General features: G+C 63.5%; 18 protein-coding genes and 1 riboswitch. Of the genes, 7 read left to right on the top strand and 11 right to left on the bottom strand.

Translation table 11 applies throughout. The features are described from left to right. Positions 1-68: 68 nt before the first annotated feature. From mmsA to araD1, 3 genes are all read left to right on the top strand, one after another. On the top strand, positions 69-1,604 hold the full coding sequence (gene mmsA / locus A9K66_RS09400) for a multiple monosaccharide ABC transporter ATP-binding protein (RefSeq protein ID WP_067322747.1): 1,536 nt from the start codon (positions 69-71) through the stop codon (positions 1,602-1,604). Further along, on the top strand, positions 1,601-2,893 hold the full coding sequence (gene mmsB / locus A9K66_RS09395; protein WP_066996778.1) for a multiple monosaccharide ABC transporter permease: 1,293 nt from the start codon (positions 1,601-1,603) through the stop codon (positions 2,891-2,893). The genes mmsA and mmsB overlap by 4 nt, the downstream gene beginning before the upstream one ends. Positions 2,894-3,101: 208 nt before the next feature. After that, positions 3,102-4,094 (top strand): AraD1 family protein, encoded by a 993-nt coding sequence (araD1, locus tag A9K66_RS09390; protein WP_067322885.1) that lies wholly within the window; start codon positions 3,102-3,104, stop codon positions 4,092-4,094. A gap of 49 nt (positions 4,095-4,143) precedes the next feature. Here the strand turns inward: araD1 and A9K66_RS09385 are convergent, their stop codons facing one another. Together A9K66_RS09385 and A9K66_RS09380 are read right to left on the bottom strand one after the other, a co-directional pair. Then, positions 4,144-4,911 carry an ABC transporter substrate-binding protein gene (locus A9K66_RS09385; protein WP_082953809.1) on the bottom strand — a complete coding sequence of 256 codons (768 nt, stop codon included), beginning with the start codon at positions 4,909-4,911 and terminating at the stop codon, positions 4,144-4,146. Positions 4,912-4,993: 82 nt separating this feature from the next. Next, a complete protein-coding gene (locus A9K66_RS09380; RefSeq protein WP_067322878.1) occupies positions 4,994-6,088 on the bottom strand; it encodes a 2'-deoxycytidine 5'-triphosphate deaminase in 1,095 nt (364 codons plus the stop codon). Positions 6,089-6,223: 135 nt separating this feature from the next. Continuing rightward, positions 6,224-6,301: riboswitch (SAM riboswitch) on the top strand. 56 nt (positions 6,302-6,357) lie between these two features. Here A9K66_RS09380 and A9K66_RS09375 point away from each other — a divergent pair. Next, positions 6,358-7,548: an O-succinylhomoserine sulfhydrylase gene (locus A9K66_RS09375; RefSeq protein WP_067322744.1), complete on the top strand. Its 1,191-nt coding sequence runs from the start codon at positions 6,358-6,360 to the stop codon at positions 7,546-7,548. Positions 7,549-7,589: 41 nt separating this feature from the next. Here A9K66_RS09375 and A9K66_RS09370 read toward each other — a convergent pair whose 3' ends face one another. After that, entirely contained in the window at positions 7,590-8,735 is a 1,146-nt protein-coding gene (locus A9K66_RS09370; protein WP_067322741.1) for a ceramide glucosyltransferase, read from the bottom strand. 218 nt (positions 8,736-8,953) lie between these two features. Between A9K66_RS09370 and apaG the strand changes: the two genes are divergently transcribed. Continuing rightward, a complete protein-coding gene (apaG, locus tag A9K66_RS09365) occupies positions 8,954-9,346 on the top strand; it encodes a Co2+/Mg2+ efflux protein ApaG (RefSeq protein ID WP_067322738.1) in 393 nt (130 codons plus the stop codon). Between the two features lie 52 nt (positions 9,347-9,398). Here the strand turns inward: apaG and A9K66_RS09360 are convergent, their stop codons facing one another. The 3 genes from A9K66_RS09360 to A9K66_RS09350 all read right to left on the bottom strand — a co-directional run bounded on the left by A9K66_RS09360 (position 9,399) and on the right by A9K66_RS09350 (position 12,665). Further along, the gene (locus tag A9K66_RS09360) at positions 9,399-10,430 is read right to left on the bottom strand and encodes an Hsp33 family molecular chaperone (protein WP_082953802.1); all 1,032 of its coding nucleotides are present in this window, start codon (positions 10,428-10,430) and stop codon (positions 9,399-9,401) included. Positions 10,431-10,523: 93 nt separating this feature from the next. Beyond that, positions 10,524-11,450 carry an ornithine carbamoyltransferase gene (gene argF, locus A9K66_RS09355; RefSeq protein WP_067322731.1) on the bottom strand — a complete coding sequence of 309 codons (927 nt, stop codon included), beginning with the start codon at positions 11,448-11,450 and terminating at the stop codon, positions 10,524-10,526. Between the two features lie 15 nt (positions 11,451-11,465). Beyond that, positions 11,466-12,665, bottom strand: a complete 1,200-nt coding sequence (locus tag A9K66_RS09350; RefSeq protein ID WP_067322728.1) for an aspartate aminotransferase family protein — start codon at positions 12,663-12,665, stop codon at positions 11,466-11,468. A gap of 357 nt (positions 12,666-13,022) precedes the next feature. Here A9K66_RS09350 and A9K66_RS09345 point away from each other — a divergent pair, with 357 nt between their 5' ends. Continuing rightward, entirely contained in the window at positions 13,023-13,541 is a 519-nt protein-coding gene (locus A9K66_RS09345; protein ID WP_066996757.1) for a GcrA family cell cycle regulator, read from the top strand. Positions 13,542-13,713: 172 nt separating this feature from the next. Here A9K66_RS09345 and A9K66_RS09340 read toward each other — a convergent pair whose 3' ends face one another. The 3 genes from A9K66_RS09340 to A9K66_RS09330 form a co-directional block, all read right to left on the bottom strand. Next, positions 13,714-14,724, bottom strand: a complete 1,011-nt coding sequence (locus tag A9K66_RS09340; protein ID WP_067322725.1) for a magnesium and cobalt transport protein CorA — start codon at positions 14,722-14,724, stop codon at positions 13,714-13,716. A 121-nt stretch (positions 14,725-14,845) separates the two neighbouring features. After that, complete coding sequence (gene phoU, locus A9K66_RS09335) at positions 14,846-15,571, bottom strand: phosphate signaling complex protein PhoU (RefSeq protein WP_067322722.1); 726 nt, start codon at positions 15,569-15,571, stop codon at positions 14,846-14,848. 108 nt (positions 15,572-15,679) lie between these two features. Then, a complete protein-coding gene (locus A9K66_RS09330; RefSeq protein WP_067322716.1) occupies positions 15,680-16,945 on the bottom strand; it encodes an ATP-binding protein in 1,266 nt (421 codons plus the stop codon). Between the two features lie 184 nt (positions 16,946-17,129). Here A9K66_RS09330 and ppk2 point away from each other — a divergent pair, with 184 nt between their 5' ends. Next, positions 17,130-18,035 (top strand): polyphosphate kinase 2, encoded by a 906-nt coding sequence (ppk2, locus tag A9K66_RS09325; protein ID WP_067322713.1) that lies wholly within the window; start codon positions 17,130-17,132, stop codon positions 18,033-18,035. Positions 18,036-18,121: 86 nt separating this feature from the next. On the opposite strand, the gene A9K66_RS09320 is transcribed toward ppk2, so the two are convergent. Both A9K66_RS09320 and A9K66_RS09315 read right to left on the bottom strand, forming a co-directional pair. Further along, positions 18,122-18,868, bottom strand: a complete 747-nt coding sequence (locus A9K66_RS09320) for an enoyl-CoA hydratase-related protein (protein WP_067322711.1) — start codon at positions 18,866-18,868, stop codon at positions 18,122-18,124. A gap of 10 nt (positions 18,869-18,878) precedes the next feature. Next, complete coding sequence (locus A9K66_RS09315; RefSeq protein WP_067322708.1) at positions 18,879-19,517, bottom strand: acyl-homoserine-lactone synthase; 639 nt, start codon at positions 19,515-19,517, stop codon at positions 18,879-18,881. Between the last annotated feature and the right edge of the window lie 6 nt (positions 19,518-19,523).

Genomic DNA, 19,523 nt, shown 5'->3' with positions numbered 1-19,523 from the left:
CAGTATGTTGATTTCGCGCATAACGTTTTCCGGAAACGGAAGGCCTGCGCCAGGGAGCGGAATTCCTGATGAGCTCGACGATTTTGGAGATGCGCGACATCACCAAGACGTTCCCCGGCGTGAAGGCGCTGTCGAACGTGAACCTCAGCGTCGAGGAAGGAGAGATCCACGCCATCGTCGGCGAGAACGGCGCCGGCAAATCGACCCTGATGAAGGTGCTGTCGGGCGTCTACCCGACCGGTACCTATGAAGGCGAGATCGTCTTTCGCGGCCAGGAATGCCACTTCAAGGGTATTCATGATAGCGAGCATATCGGCATCGTCATCATCCACCAGGAACTTGCCCTGGTGCCGATGCTGTCGATCGCGGAAAACATCTTCCTCGGCAACGAGCACGCCAGCTACGGCGTCATCGACTGGAACGCCAACGAGAAGCGCACCAAGGCCCTGCTCGACAAAGTCGGCTTGAAGGAAGATCCCAAGACGCTGATCACCAATATCGGCGTCGGCAAGCAGCAACTGGTCGAGATCGCCAAGGCGCTCAGCAAGGAAGTGAAGCTGCTGATCCTTGACGAGCCGACCGCCTCGCTCAGCGAAAAGGACAGCCAGGCGCTGCTCGATCTTCTGCTCGAGTTCAAGCGCCAGGGCATGACCTCGATCCTGATCTCGCACAAGCTCAACGAGGTGAACCGCGTCGCCGACAAGGTTACGGTGATCCGCGACGGGCGCACCATCGAGACCCTGCCCAGGAAGGACATCAGCGAGGACCGGATCATCACTTCGATGGTCGGCCGCTCGCTCGACGACCGCTACCCGCCGCGCGAGCCGCAGATCGGCGAGGTTATTTTCGAAGTGAAGAACTGGTCGGTGTACCATCCGATCCACGCCGAGCGGCAGGTGATCAAGAACGTCAACCTCAATGTGCGCAAGGGCGAGGTGGTCGGCATTGCCGGGCTGATGGGCGCCGGCCGCACCGAATTCGCGATGAGCCTGTTCGGCCGTTCCTATGGCCGGCATATCAGCGGCGAGGTCCTGCTCAGGGGTAAGCCTCTCGATCTTTCGACGGTGAGCAAGGCGGTGGAGAACCGGATCGCCTATGTCACCGAGGACCGCAAGACCTTTGGCCTCAACCTTATCGACCACATCAAGCACAACGTGACGCTGGCCAATTTGGGAGGCGTCTCCAGCCGCGGCGTCATCGACGACATGCGCGAGATGAGCGTCGCCAACGACTATCGCAAGAAGACCAACATCCGCGCATCCAGCGTCTATCAGTTGACCGGCAATCTTTCGGGCGGCAACCAGCAGAAGGTGGTGCTGTCGAAATGGCTGTTCGCCGACCCGGAAGTGCTGATCCTCGACGAACCGACGCGCGGCATTGACGTCGGCGCCAAGTACGAAATCTACACGATCATCGCCCGCCTCGCCGCAGAGGGAAAGGCAATCGTCGTCATCTCGTCGGAAATGCCTGAATTGCTCGGCATCACCGACCGCATCTATGTCATGAACGAAGGGCGTATCGTCGGCGAAATGGCGGCAAGCGACGCCAGCCAGGAAAAGATCATGCGCGCCATCGTTCGGGGAGAAGGAAAAAAAGCCTCATGAGCACAGAAAGCGCTCCCGCGCCGCAGAGCGGCGTCGCCGAAGACGTCAAGCATGGTCCGCGTGTCGCCGTTTCGGCGCTGACGACGAACCTGCGCGAATACGGACTGATCATCGCGCTGATCGTCATCATGCTGTTCTTCCAGTACACGACGTCCGGCACGCTGTTCAAACCGGTCAACCTCAGCAACCTGGTGCAGCAGAACTCGTTCATCATCGTGATGGCGCTTGGCATGCTGCTGGTGATCGTCGCCGGCTATATCGACCTCAGCGTGGGATCGGTCGCCGGCTTCATCGGCGCGCTTGCCGCAATGATGATGGTCATCTGGCCGCTCGGTATATTCAGCAATCCACTGGTGGTCTCGATCGTTTGCCTGATCGTCGGTGCGCTTATCGGCGCGGCGCAAGGCTATTGGATCGCCTATCACCGAATACCGAGCTTCATCGTGACGCTGGCGGGCATGCTGATCTTCCGCGGCATCTGCCAGGCACTGCTTGGCGGCGGCTCCTCGGTAGGTCCGCTTCCCGACAGCTTCAAGGCGTTGAGCTCCGGCTTCATCCCCGACGTCATCGGCCCGCTGACGCTCATTCCGCCGACGGTGAATGCCGCCGGCAAGACCATCGTCGGCAGCGGCCTTACGCTGCACATGACGACGATCGTGCTCGGTCTGGTCGCGGTGCTCGCCTATGCCTATTTCGGCTTCAGAACACGGCGTAAGCGCGAACGGCATGGCTATGAGGCCGAGCCCTTCCCGCTGTTCGTCGTCAAGACGCTGGTCGGCAGCGCGCTGGCGCTGTTCCTGGTCTTCCAGTTCGCCAGCTACAGGGGCCTGCCGGTGGTGCTTCTGGTGATGGGCGTGCTGATCTCGCTGTTCGTCTTCGTCACCAAGCGCATGACCATCGGCCGCCGCATCTATGCGATGGGCGGCAACGCCAAGGCGGCGCAGCTGTCGGGCATCAACACCGAAAGGCTGACGCTGCTCGTCTTCATCAACATGGGCGTGCTGTCGGCGCTCGGCGGCCTGATCATCGCCGCTCGCCTCGGCCAGGCCGTCCCGGCCGCCGGTCTGGGCAGCGAGCTCGACGTGATCGCCGCGGTCTTCATCGGGGGCGCCTCGGCGATGGGCGGTGTCGGACAGGTCATCGGCGCCGTGGTCGGCGGCTTCATCATGGGCGTGATGAACAACGGCATGTCGATCATGGGCGTCAATGTCGACTGGCAGCAGGTGGTCAAAGGCCTGGTGCTGCTCGGTGCCGTCATCTTCGACGTCTACAACAAGAACAAGGCGTAGAGGCCGGAGGCAAGGACTAAGGAGGCATACGGGTTCTAGATCGCGAAGCTGCCGGCAACCCGTCGGCGCGAAGAAGTCCTGGAAGGACCAGGCTCGCGAGTGCAATCCGGACGAAGAGTTTCAACCGTGGCGCGGATCGGTTCCGGGCCGCGCCGGTCAGGGCTTGCCAATCGGCAGCCGGGCCAAGGCAAAAGAGAGAGGGTTCATCATGCTGATTTCCCAGATCCTCGATGACGCCGAGACGATCCGCGTCGTTGCCCGCAGCGGCGGCAAGACCCGGATCATCAACGGCGCGCGCAGCGTCTATTCGCTGGCGATGGAGGCAGCCCGCACCGGCACCGGGCTCGAGGCGCTGATCGAGCGCAAGGGCTATGGCGAGACGGTCGACCTCGACGCCGTCTACAAGAAGGGACGCCTGGTGTCGCCGATCAACCATCCCGACCCCGCGCATCTCCACCTTACCGGCACCGGGCTTACACATCTCGGCTCCGCCGCGACACGCGATTCCATGCACAAGAAGCTCAGCGACGGCGAGGAGCAGCAGCTCACCGATTCCATGAAGATGTTCCGCATGGGGCTGGAGGGCGGCAAGCCGGCCAAGGGCGAGATCGGCGTGCAGCCGGAATGGTTCTACAAGGGCAACGGCACCATGGCGGTGGCGCCCGGTGCCGCGCTGATGTCGCCGGCCTTCGCGCAAGACGCCGGCGAGGAGCCGGAGATCGCCGGCATCTATGTCATCGGCGACGACGGCGCGCCGTTCCGCGTCGGCTTCACGCTGTCCAACGAGTTTTCCGACCATGTGACCGAGCGCGTGAACTACCTGTTCCTCGCCCATTCCAAGCTGCGCAACGCCTCGTTCGGACCGGAAATCCTGATCGGCGAGCTGCCCGCCGACATAAGGGGCTCTTCACGAATCTGGCGCGACGGCAAAGTGCTTTGGGAAAAGCCGTTCCTGTCCGGCGAGGCGAACATGTCGCACACCATCGCCAATCTCGAGCATCACCATTTCAAATATTCAGCCTTCCGCCAGCCGGGCGACGTGCATGTGCACATGTTCGGCACCGCCACACTCTCGTTCGCAGACGGCGTCAGGACCGAGGAAGGCGACACGTTCGAGATCGAGGCGAAGGATTTCGGCCTGCCGCTGCGCAACCCGCTCGAGATCGAGAAGCCAGTGAAGGTGGCGGTGAAGGCGCTGTGAGGTTAGAGCGTGATCTCCCCCACGAGGGGGGAGATTGGCAGCTTCAACCTCAATAAATATCGAAATCGAAATACTTCGATTGGATCTTCTTGTAGGTGCCGTCGGCAACAATGGCGTCGATTGCCGCGTTGAGGCGGTCGCGCAGGGCGGCGTCCTCCAGGCGCACGGCGATGCCGGCCTCGGTCTCGGTGCCCTTGACGTCGCCCACCAGCTTGCAGCAGCCGTCGCTCGCCTTCTTCATCCAGTCGACCAGCACGAACTTGTCCGAGATGACGGCGTCGAGCCGGCCGTTGAGCAGATCGGTGACCGCCTCTTCCTGGGTCGGGTAGAGCTTCGCCTCGGCGCCGGCCTTGGCGTAGACGTCCTGGGCGTAGTTGGCCTGGGTGGTCGAGGCCTGGGCACCGACCGTCTTGCCGGCAAGCGAGGCCGGCTCGGTCGAGGCGATATCGGCGTCCTTCAGGGCGACCAGCGCAAGCGGCGTGGTGTAGTATTTGTGGGTAAAGGCGACCTGCTTCTTGCGTTCCTCGGTGATGCTCATCGAGGCGATGATGGCGTCGAATTTCTTGGCCTGCAGGGCCGGAATGATGCCATCCCAATCCTGGGTGACGATCTCGCATTCGATCTTCATCTGCGCGCAGAGCGCATTGGCGATGTCGATGTCGAAGCCTTCCACCTTGCCGTCCGGCGTGATGGTGTTGAAGGGCGGATAGGCGCCCTCGGTGCCGATCTTGATCTTTTCGGCCGCGTCTACCGAACCGACGCCGAGCGCCAGCATGGCGGCGGCCGCAGCCGACAGGATCCATCTGGATATCTGCATTTTCATCCCCTTGGGTTCAGGTGCTACATGCTCAGACGCAGCCAAGCACGGCGCGCGAGGCCGGGCAAGCACAGCCTGGCGATCAGCGCGCGGCGCGAAAATGCTTGGAGAGCTTCAGCCCCTGCGCCTGATAGTTGGAACCCAGCTCGCTGCCATAGAGCGCCTGCGGCCGCTTCAGCATATGCTCGTAGACGAGGCGGCCTACGATCTGGCCGTGGTCGAGGATGAACGGCACCTCGTGGCTGCGCACTTCAAGCACCGCGCGGCTGCCGCTGCCGCCGGCGGCGGAATGGCCGAAGCCCGGGTCGAAAAAGCCGGCATAGTGGACGCGGAACTCGCCGACCAGCGGATCGAAAGGCGTCATCTCGGCGGCATAGAGCGGCGGCACGTGCACGGCTTCGCGAGAGACCAGGATGTAGAACTCGTCCGGGTCGAGCACGAGCTCGCCGGCCCCGCTCTTGTAGAGCGGTTCCCAGAAGTCGACCACATCCTGAGCGGCGCGCTTGTCGACGTCGACGAGGCCGGTGTGGTGCTTGCCGCGATAGCCGACCAGGCCGTCCTTGTCGCCGTCGAGATCGATAGAGAGCGCAATGCCGCCGCCGGAGATGTTGGGCGGCTCGGTCGCAACCAGCATCTCGGCGTGATGGAGGTCACGCAACTCATTCTCCGACAGCACGGCATTGCCGGTGCGGAAGCGGATCTGCGACAGGCGCGAGCCGGCGCGCACGACGATCGGGAAGGTGCGCGGGCTGACCTCGAGATAGAGCGGGCCATGATAGCCGGCGGCGATCTTATCGAACTCATGGCCGCGGTCGGTCATGACACGCGTGAAAATGTCGAGCCGTCCGGTCGAGCTCTTCGGGTTGGCCGAAGCCGAGACTTCCGCCGGCAGCGCCAGGCTTTCCTGCAGCGGCACGATGTAGACGCAGCCCGTCTCCAGCACCGCGCCCTCGGCAAGGTTGATCTCATGCAGCTTCAGCCGGTCCAGCTTGTCGGCCACCAGATGATCGGGACCGGGCAGAAAGGAAGCCCGCACGCGAAAGGCCTTGTCGCTAAGTCTGAGATCGAGGCTGGCCGGCTGGATCTGGTTGGTGTCGAGCGCGCGCGGCGACTTCAGCGCGCCCGACTGGAAGAGCGCCGCGATGTCCTGATCCGGAAGAATGCCTGTCTGCCGCAATGTCTGGCTCCGGGCGAAGTCATTGTCGTCGCAGTTTCCTGTCGCAAAACCGCGGGACACTTTTGCGGAGGCTGCCTGGTACAACCCTCTTAATCAAGCCGGCAATTGACGCAAGCGCGGGCGAGGTCTAAAGGGTCGTTATCCCGTGGTGATTTGGCCGGTCGGCTTGCAGCCACGTTAAACAAGTCGCTAAAGGACCGTCGGGCCGCAAGGCCGTATGGACCGGTTGCGACGTCGCGGCCGGTTTTTTTGTGTTTGGAAGCAGGGCGATGACCAAGACGCGTAACTGGAAACCTCAGACGGCACTCGTGCATGGCGGGACGCTGCGTTCCGGCTTCGGCGAGACCGCCGAGGCGATGTATCTCACCCAGGGCTATGTCTACGAGACGGCCCAGGCAGCGGAGGCCCGCTTCAAGGGCGAGGAACCCGGCTTCATCTATTCGCGCTACGCCAACCCGACCGTCGATATGTTCGAGAAGCGCATGTGCGCGCTGGAAGGCGCGGAAGACGCACGTGCAACCGCTTCCGGCATGGCCGCCGTGTCCGCCGCCCTGCTCTGCAGCGTCAAGGCCGGCGATCACATCGTTGCGGCGCGAGCCCTGTTCGGTTCCTGCCGCTGGGTAGTCGAGACGCTGGCGCCGCGCTATGGCATCGAGGCAACGCTGATCGACGGCACCGACATTGCCAATTGGGAAAAAGCGGTCAGGCCGAACACCAAGCTGTTCTTCCTGGAAAGTCCGACCAACCCGACGTTGGAAGTGGTCGATATCGCCGCTGTCGCCGCTTTAGCAAATTCGATCGGCGCACGCGTGATCGTCGACAACGTCTTTGCCACGCCGCTGCAGCAGAAGCCGCTGCAGCTCGGCGCCCATATCGTGGTCTACTCGGCGACCAAGCACATCGACGGACAAGGCCGCTGCCTCGGCGGCGTCATCCTGTCGGACAAGAAGTGGATCGACGAGAACCTGCACGATTATTTCCGGCACACCGGCCCGAGCCTGTCCCCATTCAACGCATGGACGCTGCTGAAAGGCCTCGAGACGCTCCCGCTGCGCGTGCGCCACCAGACCGAAAGCGCCGGCAAGATCGCGGACTTCCTGGCTGGCCGGCCGGAGATCGCCCGCGTCATCTATCCGGGCCGGGCCGACCATCCCCAGGCGGATATCGTCAGGAAGCAGATGTCGGGCGGCTCGACGCTGATCTGCCTCGACGTCAAGGGCGGCAAGCAGGCGGCCTTCGCCTTGCAGAACGCGCTCGACATCGTGCTGATCTCGAACAACCTCGGCGACGCAAAGAGCCTGATCACGCATCCGGCGACGACGACGCACAAAAACCTCACTGACGAGGCCCGCGCCGAGCTCGGCATCGGACCAGGCACGCTCAGGCTCTCCGTCGGGCTGGAGGATACCGACGACCTGCTCGCCGACATCGAACAGGCGCTGAAGGCGGCGAAGGAATGAACCGCCACGGCGGCAAAGAGGGCGCTTGAGCCGCAGCCGGCTCAAGCAATCTCTTCGAGTTCAGTCATCCCGCTGTTGCGGATGGTCATTGCGTTGCCACGCCATTCGACGGCCCCGCCAAGCCAGCCGCGCGCCCAGATGGCGGGAAGCATCGCGTCGCGCACGATCATCGCGGTGACGCTGCGCGGCGACAGATGCCAGCCCTTGGACCAGGCGAGCATGCATTCGGGCACATAGGCGATCGCCAGCACGCAGAGCGCGGTCGTGGGCAGGCTGACACCGGCGCTTGCCGCCGCGATCAGCGCCAGAAGCAGCGGCACGACCACACCGGTCAGGATTTCGGGCGCGAAGAACAATGGGAAGGTGACGCGGCGCAGCCGCGCCCAGCGCGCCTGGCGCGACCAGATTTCGGCGAGCGTGCGCTGGCCGAGCGGCTGCTCGAAGGGCGCGGCCACGAGATTGACCCAAAGGCCAAGGCTGTTGACCAGCTTGGTCGCCGCCGCGTCCTCGGCGATCTCGGCGGCCAAAGCCTGGATGCCGCCATTTGCATCCAGCATCGGCTTGTTCCACAGCATGCTCTTGCCCTGGGCGAAGCCAAGGCCGAGCGCTTCGCCGGCATATTGCCAGCGCGCCTGCAGCGTGTTGAGGAAGGCGCATTCGACCTCGGCCCAGAAACCGTTCGGACGCGAGCCGATCGGCGTCGAGCAGACGAGGCCGGTGTCCGGCCCCCAGGCCGCCATCAGATGCTGGACATAGTCCTTGGGCATCAGCACGTTGGAATCGGCGAGGATCACCCAGTCGTGCCGCGCCGCCTGCCAGCCCTTGATGCAGTTGTTTAGCTTGGGATTGGCGCTGATCCTGTCATCGCCGACGAGGAGCCGCGCCGGAACATTCGGAAATCTCGCGATGGCGGCGTTGATCAGCTTGACCACGGGATCTTCGGCGTGCGCGACGCAGAAGATCAGTTCGTAGCGCGGCCAATCGAGCGAGAAGGCGCGGTCGAGCGTCTCCTGCGTGAACGGCTCCACACCGCGCGACGGCACGACGATCGAGACAGGCGACAGGCCGCCGGAGGGCGCGGGAATGGCGCAACGAGCCTTCAGCCGCGACGACGCGAGCAGGATGCTGGCAAGGTTGGAAAAAAGAAGGGCCGAGGAGGCAAAGGCGGCTGCGAGGGTCAGTTCCATCGAGATCTGGTCACTCCGGAAAGGCCGCCCGAGGCCGTTTCATCACTCGACAAAGCGCCCGAGTCGCCCGCACGGTTTGTGCACACCAACATTGTCATGTGTCACTTAAATGACATTGTTTGTCGGCACTTGCGGTGGAAAAGCCGGCAGGCTGGCGACGCCGCGGAGGTAGAACCGCGAAGCGCGGTAAAATGTTCCCTGCGGCACCGGAGTGGCTCATGTATCGCGCCGTGACGCGCAACATCGAAGTGCAGGTCAGGCCGTTTTATCTGGAGGACCGTTCCGATCCGTCCGAAAACCGCTATGTCTGGGGCTACCAGGTGACGATCGACAACCGGTCGGACGAGTTCGTGCAGCTTCTGTCGCGCTACTGGCACATCACCGACGGGCGTGGCCGAGTCGAAGAAGTGCGCGGCGAGGGCGTGGTCGGCGACCAGCCGGAGCTCAACCCCGGCGACAGCTATCAGTACACGTCGGGATGCCCGCTCTCGACGCCATCCGGCATCATGGTCGGCCGCTACACGATGCGCAACGGCCGCGGCGAAACGTTCGACGTCGCCATTCCGGCTTTCTCGCTCGATATGCCGGGGACGAAAAGGACGGTGAATTAAAGAACTCGAGTTCCCCGCCTCCGCAAAGCGGGGGCGAGGAGCCGGAGCTTTCTCACTCCGCCGCAAACTCCGCCGGATCGAAGTCGTACTGCGTCGAGCAGAACTCGCAAGCGACATGGATACCGCCGTCCTCGGTCGAGTCCTTTATCTCCTCGGCCGAGAAGCCTTCGAGAATGCCTCGGATTTTGTCGCGCGAGCAGGAGCACTGATCGGCGACCGGCACACCGCGGAAGACGCGCACGCCGTGCTCGTGGAACAGCCGGTAGAGCAGCCGCTCGGCACCCACCGTCGGATCGATGAGCTCGGTCGGCTCGATGGTGCCGAGCAGCGCCAAGAGTTCCCGCCAGGAATTGTCGGCCGGTTCGTGCGTCACGTCTCGTGGATCGCCATCCCCGCCCGAAATGTCGGGCACGCGCATGCGTTCGGGCGCCTGCGGCAGGAACTGCGCCAGGATACCGCCGGCGCGCCATTGCTCGCGGGCCCCGCCCGGGCCCGGGGTCACCAGCTTCGCCACCGACATCCTCAGATCGGTCGGGATCTGCTCCGACTGGCGGAAATAGGTGCGCGCGGCTTCTTCCAGCGATGTGCCGTCGAGTTGGACGATGCCCTGATAGCGCTGCGTGTGCGCGCCCTGATCGATGGTCAGGGCCAAGACGCCGGTGCCGAGCAGCTTCTCCTGCGAGATCTCGCCCGAGGCAATCAGCGCCTGCAGCCGGTCGGCGTCGAAGCGCGCATAGGCGCGCAACGAATGCGGCGTGGTAAAGTCCGCCACCAGCATGTCGACCGGTCCGTCCGTGCGGGTTTGCAGGATGAACTTGCCCTCGAATTTCAGCGACGTGCCGAGCAGCACGGTGAGCACGCAGGCCTCCGCCAGCAGGCGCGCGACCGGCTCGGGATAATCGTGGCGGCTGAGAATGGCGTCGAGCATCGGCCCGAGCTGCACCGTGCGGCCGCGCACATCCAGGGGCGCTACTTCGTAAGGCACGACATGGTCGTCGCCTGCGAAGCCGAATTCGCCGAGTTTGGGTTGATGCTCAGCCAAGGAAAGCGTTTCCAGCATGACAAAACTCCGGGGCGCATCCATCCCGCTTTCCAGGCGGCATGGGTCGAAGCGCGTTCGATTTCAGTGATGGCCCGCAAATAGGCATCACACATCCCGGGATCAAGTTGGCGCGGATCAAGTCGACCCCGGTCGAGCGCCCAGGCACCAGGCCAGCACCGCCTTCTGGGCGTGCAGCCGGTTCTCGGCCTCGTCGAAGACCACCGAATGCGGTCCGTCGATCACCTCGTCGGTGACCTCCTCGCCGCGATGCGCAGGCAGGCAGTGCATGAAAAGCGCGTCGGACTTCGCCCTCGCCATCAGCGCGGCGTTGACCTGGTAGGGCAGGAAGACGTTATGGCCGCGGGCGCGATGCTCCTGGCCCATCGACACCCAGCTGTCGGTGACGACGCAATCGGCCTGGTCGACGGCCTCTTCGGCCGAGCCGGCAAACCTCACCTTGCCGCCATTGGCCTTCGCCCAGTCGACATATTTCTCGAACGGCTCGCTGCCCTCCGGCACGGCGACATTGAGGTTGAAGCGGAACCGCGCCGAGGCTTCTAGAAGCGAGTGCAGCACATTGTTGCCGTCACCTGTCCAGGCGAAGGTCTTGCCGGCCACCGGACCGCGATGCTCCTCATAGGTCATGATGTCGGCCATCAGCTGGCAGGGATGGGTATCGTCGGTCAGCCCATTGATCACCGGCACGGTCGCGTTTTCGGTGAGTTCCAGCAACCGGTCATGCGAGGTGGTGCGGATCATGATGGCATCGACATAGCGCGACAGCACCTTGGCGGTGTCGGCGATGGTTTCAGAACGGCCGAGCTGCATCTCGGTGCCGGTCAGCATGATGGTCTCGCCGCCGAGTTGGCGCATGCCGACGTCGAAGGAAACGCGCGTGCGCGTCGAAGGCTTGTCGAAGATCATCGCCAGCACCTTGCCCTCGAGCGGCTTCGAACGCTCGCCGGCCTTGAGCCTGGTCTTTCGCGCCATCGCATCGTCCAGCATGACGCGCAGATCGCCTGCGGAAACGGCGGACAGGTCGGTGAAGTGACGAACGCTCATCGGCAGATTCCAGAACTACTTCGCGGCTTCGGCCGTAATCGCGTCGGTCAGGCCCTTGGCGCCCGACCGAATGCGTTTCAGCGCCTCCCCGATCTCCTCGTCGGTGACGGTGAGCGGCGGCAAAAGCCGGATGACGTTGTCGCCCGCCGGCACCGCAAGCAAGTGCTGGTCGCGCAGCGCCATGTTAACCTTGGCGTTGGGCATGGCGCATTTCAGCCCTAGCATCAGCCCGCTTCCCCGGATGCCTTCGATGACCTCGGGAAATTCGTCGGCGACCGCCGCCAGTCCTTGCTTCAGCAGCAATGCCTTGCGCTGAACGTCCTCGAGGAAGCCGTCGGCCAGCACGACGTCGAGCACGGCGTTGCCCACCGCCATCGCCAGCGGATTGCCGCCGAAAGTGGTGCCGTGCACGCCGGCCGTCATGCCAGCCGCCGCGTCGTCGGTTGCGAGGCAGGCACCCATCGGAAAACCGCCGCCGATGCCCTTGGCGATCGCCATCAGGTCAGGCGTGACGCCCGCCCACTCATGCGCGAACAGCTTGCCGGTGCGCCCGATGCCGCACTGGACCTCGTCGAAGATCAGAAGCAGGCCATGCCGGTCACAGAGTTGCCGAATCCGCTTCAACGACTGCGTCGGCACCGGGCGGATGCCGCCCTCGCCCTGCACCGGTTCGATCAGGATAGCCGCGGTTTCCGGTGTGATCGCCTTCTCGGCGGCATCGATATCGTCGAACGCGACCTGGTCGAAGCCCTCGACCTTCGGACCGAAACCCTCGAGATATTTGTACTGACCGCCGGCGGCGATCGTCGCCAGCGTGCGGCCGTGGAAGGCGCCCTCGAAAGTGATGATGCGGAAACGCTCCGGATGGCCTTTGACGAACTGATAGCGCCTGGCCGACTTGATGGCGCATTCCAGAGCCTCGGCGCCCGAATTGGTGAAGAACACCTTGTCGGCGAAGGTTGCATCGACCAGCCTTTCGCCCAGCCGGCGCTGCTCCGGGATCTCGTAGAGATTGGAGACGTGCCACAGCTTGGCCGCCTGCCCGGTGAGCGCCGCGACCAGATGCGGATGGCTGTGGCCCAGCGAGTTCACGGCGATGCCGCCGGCGAAGTCGAGATATCGCTCGCCCTTGTCGGTGACCAGCCAGGTCCCCTCCCCGCGGTCGAAGGCCAGGGGTGCGCGAGCAAAAGTCTCGTAAAGCGCCGAACCGCTCATTATATGCGTCTCCGGAACCGGAAATCAAAAAAGCCGCCAATGCGGCGGCCTTTGCGGCTTATCATGTTTTTCGGCCATGAAGTCAACGAAAAGGTCGCGCAGAAGCGCGCGGCAAGGCTCCAGCGCCACGCCGGCCCATCAGCGGTTGGGCAAGTTGGGGAAAACCGTAAAAACCGAATCGGTGTTGCCCTGGGGACTCTTGTCACCGAGTCAGCGCATAAGGTAATTGTAGTCGAGAAATAACTAGATTTCGTGCGGCGGATCTAATCACCCGGTACATGTGGTGTCGTTTGCCCGGCGAGAGCCGGCTCGGGAAAGGATTCTGACCGCCGCACGCCTCAGCAGGAGCGCGGTCTCATGAACTGGACTGACGAGCGAGTCGAACTTCTCAGGAAATTGTGGTCGGAGGGTCTCAGCGCCAGCCAGATCGCCGCGCAGCTCGGCGGTGTGAGCCGCAATGCCGTTATCGGCAAGGTGCATCGCCTGAAACTGTCGGGCCGCGGCCGCGCGACCGCGGCGCCGGCACGGCAGAAGAAGGCCACGCAGGGCGCCTCGATGCAGAAGTCCGTGGCTCGTGCCGCCAGCGCAGCCCGTCATGTGACGGCCTCCATCGGCGCGACCGCTCTGCAGGTGCAGTTCGAGGCGGAGCCGGTGGCGCGCCACTATATCCGCCCGGTCGAGAACGTTGTCGTGCCAATCTCGCGCAACCTGCAGCTCGTCGAGCTGACCGAGCGCACCTGCAAATGGCCCAACGGCGATCCGCTGTCGGAAGACTTCAGCTTCTGCGGCAACGACGCTGGCGAAACCGGGCCGTACTGCAAATACCATGCAAGGGTGGCGTTCCAGCCGGCGGCGGAAAGGCGCAGAAGCCGCTAAGCGAATAGCGAATAGCGAATAGCGAATAGCGAATAGCGAATAGCGAATAGCGAATAGCGAATAGCGAATAGCGAATAGCGAATAGCGAATAGCGAATAGCGAACGAAATAGGAATAACATCGGTATTCGAGTCCGGCACAAGCTTCTTTATCGCTATTCGCTATTCGCTATTTCACAGCCATCCATTCTTCCTGAACCGCCAATACAGAAACGCGCAGATCAGCGCGATGGCGGCCAGGACTGTCGGGTAGCCGTATTCCATCTTCAGTTCAGGCATGTCGTCGAAATTCATGCCGTAAATGCCGGCGAAGGCCGTGGGCACCGCCAGGATGGCCGCCCATGAGGCCAGCTTCTTGGAGATCGCCGTTTCCTGGCTCTGTCCGACCAGAAGGCTTGCCTCGAAGGCGAAGGCGAGCACCTCGCGCAGGCTGTCGATCTTTTCCTGCACGGTGCGGATGTGGTCCGTCACGTCGCGGAACAGCGGATGCATGGCGGCATGGATCTGCGGCAGCTCGGCGCTGGTCAGCCGCCGGCAGACCTCGACCAGCGGCAGCGCCGCGTTGCGCAGCCTGAGCAGATCGCGGCGCAGCATGTAGAGCCGCTCGATGTCGCCACCGCTCATCGGCTTCAGCAGCACCTTGTCCTCGATCTGCTCGACCTCGTCCTCGATCTGCTCGAGCACAGGCATGTAGTTGTCGACGATGAAGTCGAGAATTGCATAGAGGACGAAATCCTCGCCCTTGGCGAGCGAGGACGGGCAGCTTTCCCAGTGCTGGCGCACCGCGGCGTAAGAGGTCGACGGGCCGTGCCTGACGCTGACGATATAGCCGGTGCCGACGAAGAGATGCGTCTCGCCGAAGGTGACGCGGCCATCGATCAGTTGCGCTGTGCGGGCGACGATGAACAAGGCATCGCCATACTGTTCGATTTTCGGCCGCTGATGCGGGTGTTCTGCGTCTTCGATCGCCAGATCATGCAGATGGAACTGCGCCTGCACCCTAAGCAGCAGGTTGCGGTCCGGCTCGAGCAGGCCGATCCAGACGACATGGCCGGGCTTTGCCGCCCATATGCCGGCCTCTTCGATCGTAATGTCGGCGACGCGCTTGCCGGCGGAATAGACGCTGCACGCAACAATGCCGGATGTCGGCTGCGGGGCCGCGGTCAGGTTTCGAACTTGCTCCATCGCAAAACCTCCGAGACGGCGACTGACAAAACTGCTGCACCTGGAATAGCTTAGCCTAAATTGGAAAGCCGTTCGAGTGGCCGCCCCTTCACTTGGCCGATCTTGGGTCGCCGATACCGCGTCACCCGGCCGATACTGGGCCAGGCAACACCACCTGGTCGGTCTTGTCGCCCTTCGGCCGCTCGGCCGGCATCTGGTCGCCGGTGACGATGTAATAGATGGTTTCGGCGATGTTGGTGGCGTGGTCGCCGATCCGCTCGATGTTCTTGGCGCAGAACAGCAAGTGGGTGCAGGGGGTGATGTTGCGCGGATCTTCCATCATATAGGTCAGAAGTTCACGGAACAGCGAAGTGTACATGGCGTCGATCTGGTCGTCGCGGTCGCGCACGAAGCCGATCTTCTCGACCGAGCGCGAGGCATAGACGTCGAGCACTTCCTTAAGCTGCGTCAACGCCAGATCGGCTAGCGCCTTGAGGCCGCGGAAGAGGCTGCTCGGCTGGCGGCCGTCAATGACCGCCGCGACGCGCTTGGCGACGTTCTTGCCGAGATCGCCGACGCGCTCGATGTCGGCCGAGATGCGGATGGCGCCGACGATCTCGCGCAGGTCCGTCGCCATCGGCTGGCGCCTGGCGATGATGACGATCGCCTTGTCGTCGATCTCGCGCTGTCCCTCGTCGAGAACGAGATCGTCCTGGATGACTTTCTGTGCCAAACCCGGATCGGCGTTCACGAGGGCCGCGATAGCCTGCTCGACCATGCGCTCGGCATGCCCGCCCATGGCGGCGATGCGCTTCGACAGGAATTTCAGTTCTTCGTCATAGGCACTGACAATGTGGACGGACTGCATCGATATGCCTTCTCGGTTCCTGCCGGCTGGTGCGTTCCCTCAATCTGCCGCTGATACGCGAGCCGGATGACAGAAAAAAGAAAATGCCGGTTGCCAACCAATATAGGATCATTGAGCCGGCAAATGAACCGTGAACGCCGCGCCCTTGCCGACTTCCGACTTGATCGACAGCCTTGCGTTATGACGTGTCAATATATGCTTGACGATCGAAAGGCCAAGGCCGGTGCCTTTCTGAGTCCGGCTGTTTTCCACGTCGACGCGGTAGAAGCGCTCCGTGATGCGGGGGATGTGTTCCTCGGCAATGCCTGGACCATAGTCCCTTATGGTCACGTCGATGCCTGGGTCGTGGCCGTCCTCGGCGTGTGCTATCGACACGGTGACGCGTCCGCCCGACTGGCCGTATTTGCAGGCATTCTCCAGCAGGTTCTCGAAAACCTGGAAGAGCTCGTCGCGGTCGCCCGGCACGGAAATCGGCCCATCGATGAAGTCCCGCTCGATGGCGATGCCGTTCTCGTTGGCCAGCGGCGCGAGCGAGTCGATGACGCTGTCGATGGTCTGTCGAAGGTCGACTTCGGTCCCCGGCCGCAGATAGGGCTTCATCTCCAGCCGCGACAGCGACAACAGGTCGTCGATCAGGCGCGCCATGCGGCCCGTCTGGTTCTGCATGATCTGCAGGAACTGGTCGCGCGCCGCCGCGTCGTTGCGGGCAGGCCCGCGCAACGTCTCGATGAAGCCGGCGATCGAGGCGAGCGGGGTGCGCAGCTCATGGCTGGCATTGGCGATGAAGTCGGCGCGCATGCGGTCGATGCGGCGCGCCTCGCTCTGATCCTTGAACACCAGCACGTAAAGATCGGTGCCATGGCCGACCGAGGACGCGCTCACCCGGTATGTGCGCTCGACCGGCAGCTTTTCCGTGTAGTCGACGACATCGGACGCCATAGTTCCCGAGACGATCCCGTCAAGCAAAGCCTGCATTTCCGGCGCGCGGAATTTGAGCGACAGCGACATGCCGGGGGCCAGCCCACCGAAGGCGGCAAAGGCGGCCGCGTTGGCGTGGACGATAGTGGCGGTCCGGTCGAAGATGATCAGCGGATCGGCAACGGCGGCGGCCAGATATTCGCCGGACAGCCGCTGCAGCCCGCCGACTTCGACGGCGGCAGTCCCGCCGGCTGACTGGCGCTCGGCGGCGGTCGGCAGCATTGCGGCCGCGACCAGCAACGCGAGGGCCAGCAGAGGCACAAAGATCGAAAGGCCGCCGAAACCATAGACGCCGAGGACCGCGACCAGGGCCGCGGCCAGCAACCAGCGGCTGCGCCGCAGCTGGGCTATGGCTGCCCGCGTTGCGCCTTTCTGGTCTGCGCCCTTATCGACCATGCGCTGCCTCGTATCCCCGTCGGTGAAAGGTCAGCCGACTGGACCTGCGCATGACCCCCAAAAATCGGAATCGATTTTCTGGAGTGTTCATGCGCAAAATCAAAGTGCTACCGCGCGTCCAGACGGACGCAACGCCTCAGAGGCTCCCATAGCACGAGTCCGCAAGCTGGAAAGGTTCGTCCCGATGAAAAAAGCCGAGGGAAATGCCGACGCGGCGCCTGCCGCAGGACCGATCAAGATGAGGATAGGGGGTAAGGAACGCGAGTTCGACATCGACAACCCGGTGCTGCCGGACTGGATCGAGGACAACAAGCTGACCGCCGGCGGCTATCCCTACGACAAGAAGATGAAGGGTGAAGAGTACGACGAGGAACTCGAGCGGCTGCAGATCGAGCTGGTCAAGGCGCAGGCCTGGCTGCAGGCGACCGGCAAACGGGTGTTGGCGCTGTTCGAGGGGCGCGACGCGGCTGGCAAGGGCGGCACGATCTTCGTCCTGCGGCAGTACATGAACCCGCGCACGGCACGCAACGTGGCGCTGACCAAGCCGACGCCGACGGAGCATGGCCAATGGTACTATCAGCGCTATGTCGACCATTTCCCGACCTCCGGCGAGTTCGTCACCTTCGACCGCTCCTGGTATAACCGCGCCGGCGTCGAGCCGGTCATGGGATTCTGCACCCCGGAGCAGCACGAGACATTCCTCGACGAGACGCCGCATTTCGAGCGGATGATCTGCAACGAGGGTATCCACTTCTTCAAATTCTGGCTGAACATCGGTCGCGAGACGCAGCTTGAACGGTTCCATGATCGCCGCTGGTCGCCATTGAAGAACTGGAAATTCTCGCCGATCGACGTCGCCGGCATCAGCAAATGGGACGATTACACCAAGGCGCGCGACCTGATGTTCGAGCGCACTCACAAGGAGTTCGCGCCCTGGATCATCGTGCGCGCCAACGACAAGCGCCGTGCGCGGCTTGCGGTGATCCAGCGTATCCTTCTGTCCTTGCCTTATGACGGCCGCGACCTCGACGCCGTCGGCAAGCCCGACAAGAAGATCATCGGGGAAGGCCCGTCGTTCCTGGAGAAATAGCTTGCACCGTGCCCGCGGCCGGCGGCCAACACTACAGCGCCGCGCACCTTCGCGGGTACGCGGCGCTGAGACTTTCCACCAAGGTGTCACGCCGCGAGGCGGGCGATCCGCTGCAAACGCTTCAGCGTGGCGTCGTCCTGCAGCGCTTGCTGGAACAGCGATATCTCATGGTCGATGCGGTCGCACAGAACGTCCGTATCCCCCTTGAGCAGGCCGCGGGTCTGCAACAGCGCGGCAACCGGCTTCTTGGCGAGCTGCCTTGCCCGCGCCAAGGCTATTTCCTCGGCGCTGCCTTCCACGATCTCACCGACAAGGCCAAGCGCCTTGGCGTCGTCGACGCCCAGCGTGTCGCCCAGGCAGAAGAAGCGGAAGGCGCCGGCATAGCCGAGCTTCTGGGGCGCCAGGATGCTGGTCGCCGCGTCCGGCACCAGGCCGAAATCGACGAACGGCACCCTGAACGTGCTGCCCCTGGAGGCGATCACCATGTCGCAGTGGAACAGGATGGTGCAGCCGACGCCGACGGCGTCCCCGTCGACGCAGGCAAGGACCGGCTTGGGAAAGGTCGCAAGCCTGCGAAACATATCGGTGACGGCGGCAATCAGCTGCTGGTGCTTGGCGGCGTCGAGGAACTCCGAGAAGTCGCCGCCGAGGCAGAAGCAGCCGGCAAGGCCGCGCAGCACGACCACGCGAACCTCGTCATTGACGGCGGCCTCGTGGAAGGTCCTGGCGAGGCTCGCATAGGCGTGCCTGTCCAGCACCGGCCGGCCGTCATGCGAGGACACGGTGACGACCAGCGTGTGGCCGCGCAGCTCAGGTTCGGGGTGGAAGCTCATGACAACCTCCTCACGAAGCCTGTCTGAGGCCGAGCTGGCCGGGATAGCCTCTCATCAGCACCGGCGGGAAGTGGTTGCGGCGCTGGCGCACCACCTCCAGCGTATGCTCGGAAAAGGTGAGCAGCGTCGCCACCACCTGCTGATTGCCATAGGTGCGCTGGTAACCGAGCGGCGTCGCCAGGAAGTGCAGCTGCAGCGCGCGCAGCACCCACATCGGTTCGAACTCGATGATGACCTGGTTGACGTTGCGCTTGAGGCCCCATTCGACGAAACCGGCGATCAGCTCGGTGCCGACCGTAGAGACGCCGCGCTTGCCGTCACGGAAGCCCAGCGCCACCGCATAGCGGGTCAGCTCCCAGACTCGCGGCCCCGAGGGGGGCGTCCCCTCATAGAGGTCCGTCAGCACATCGGTCAGTAGATGCGGCCGCGTCGTCGGCAGCATGCGCTGATAGCCGGCTAGCTCGCCGTTGCGGATGACGAGGTGATGCTCGGCTTCGTCATGGTCGAATTGGTCGATCTCGAGGCCATCCGGGCGGTCGAGATCGGTCCAGCCCATCTCCTCGACGAAGATCTTGTAGCGCAGGCGATGAACCGCTTCCCACAGATCGGGGCGCGCCATCAATTCCTGAGTTGTGAGGGAAAAAAGCATTAGCCG

The organism is Mesorhizobium sp. AA23, assembly GCF_001672435.1.
Lineage (GTDB): Bacteria > Pseudomonadota > Alphaproteobacteria > Rhizobiales > Rhizobiaceae > Mesorhizobium.
Note: the sequence above shows the minus strand (reverse complement) of the source record. Positions and strands in the feature narration are given on the sequence as shown.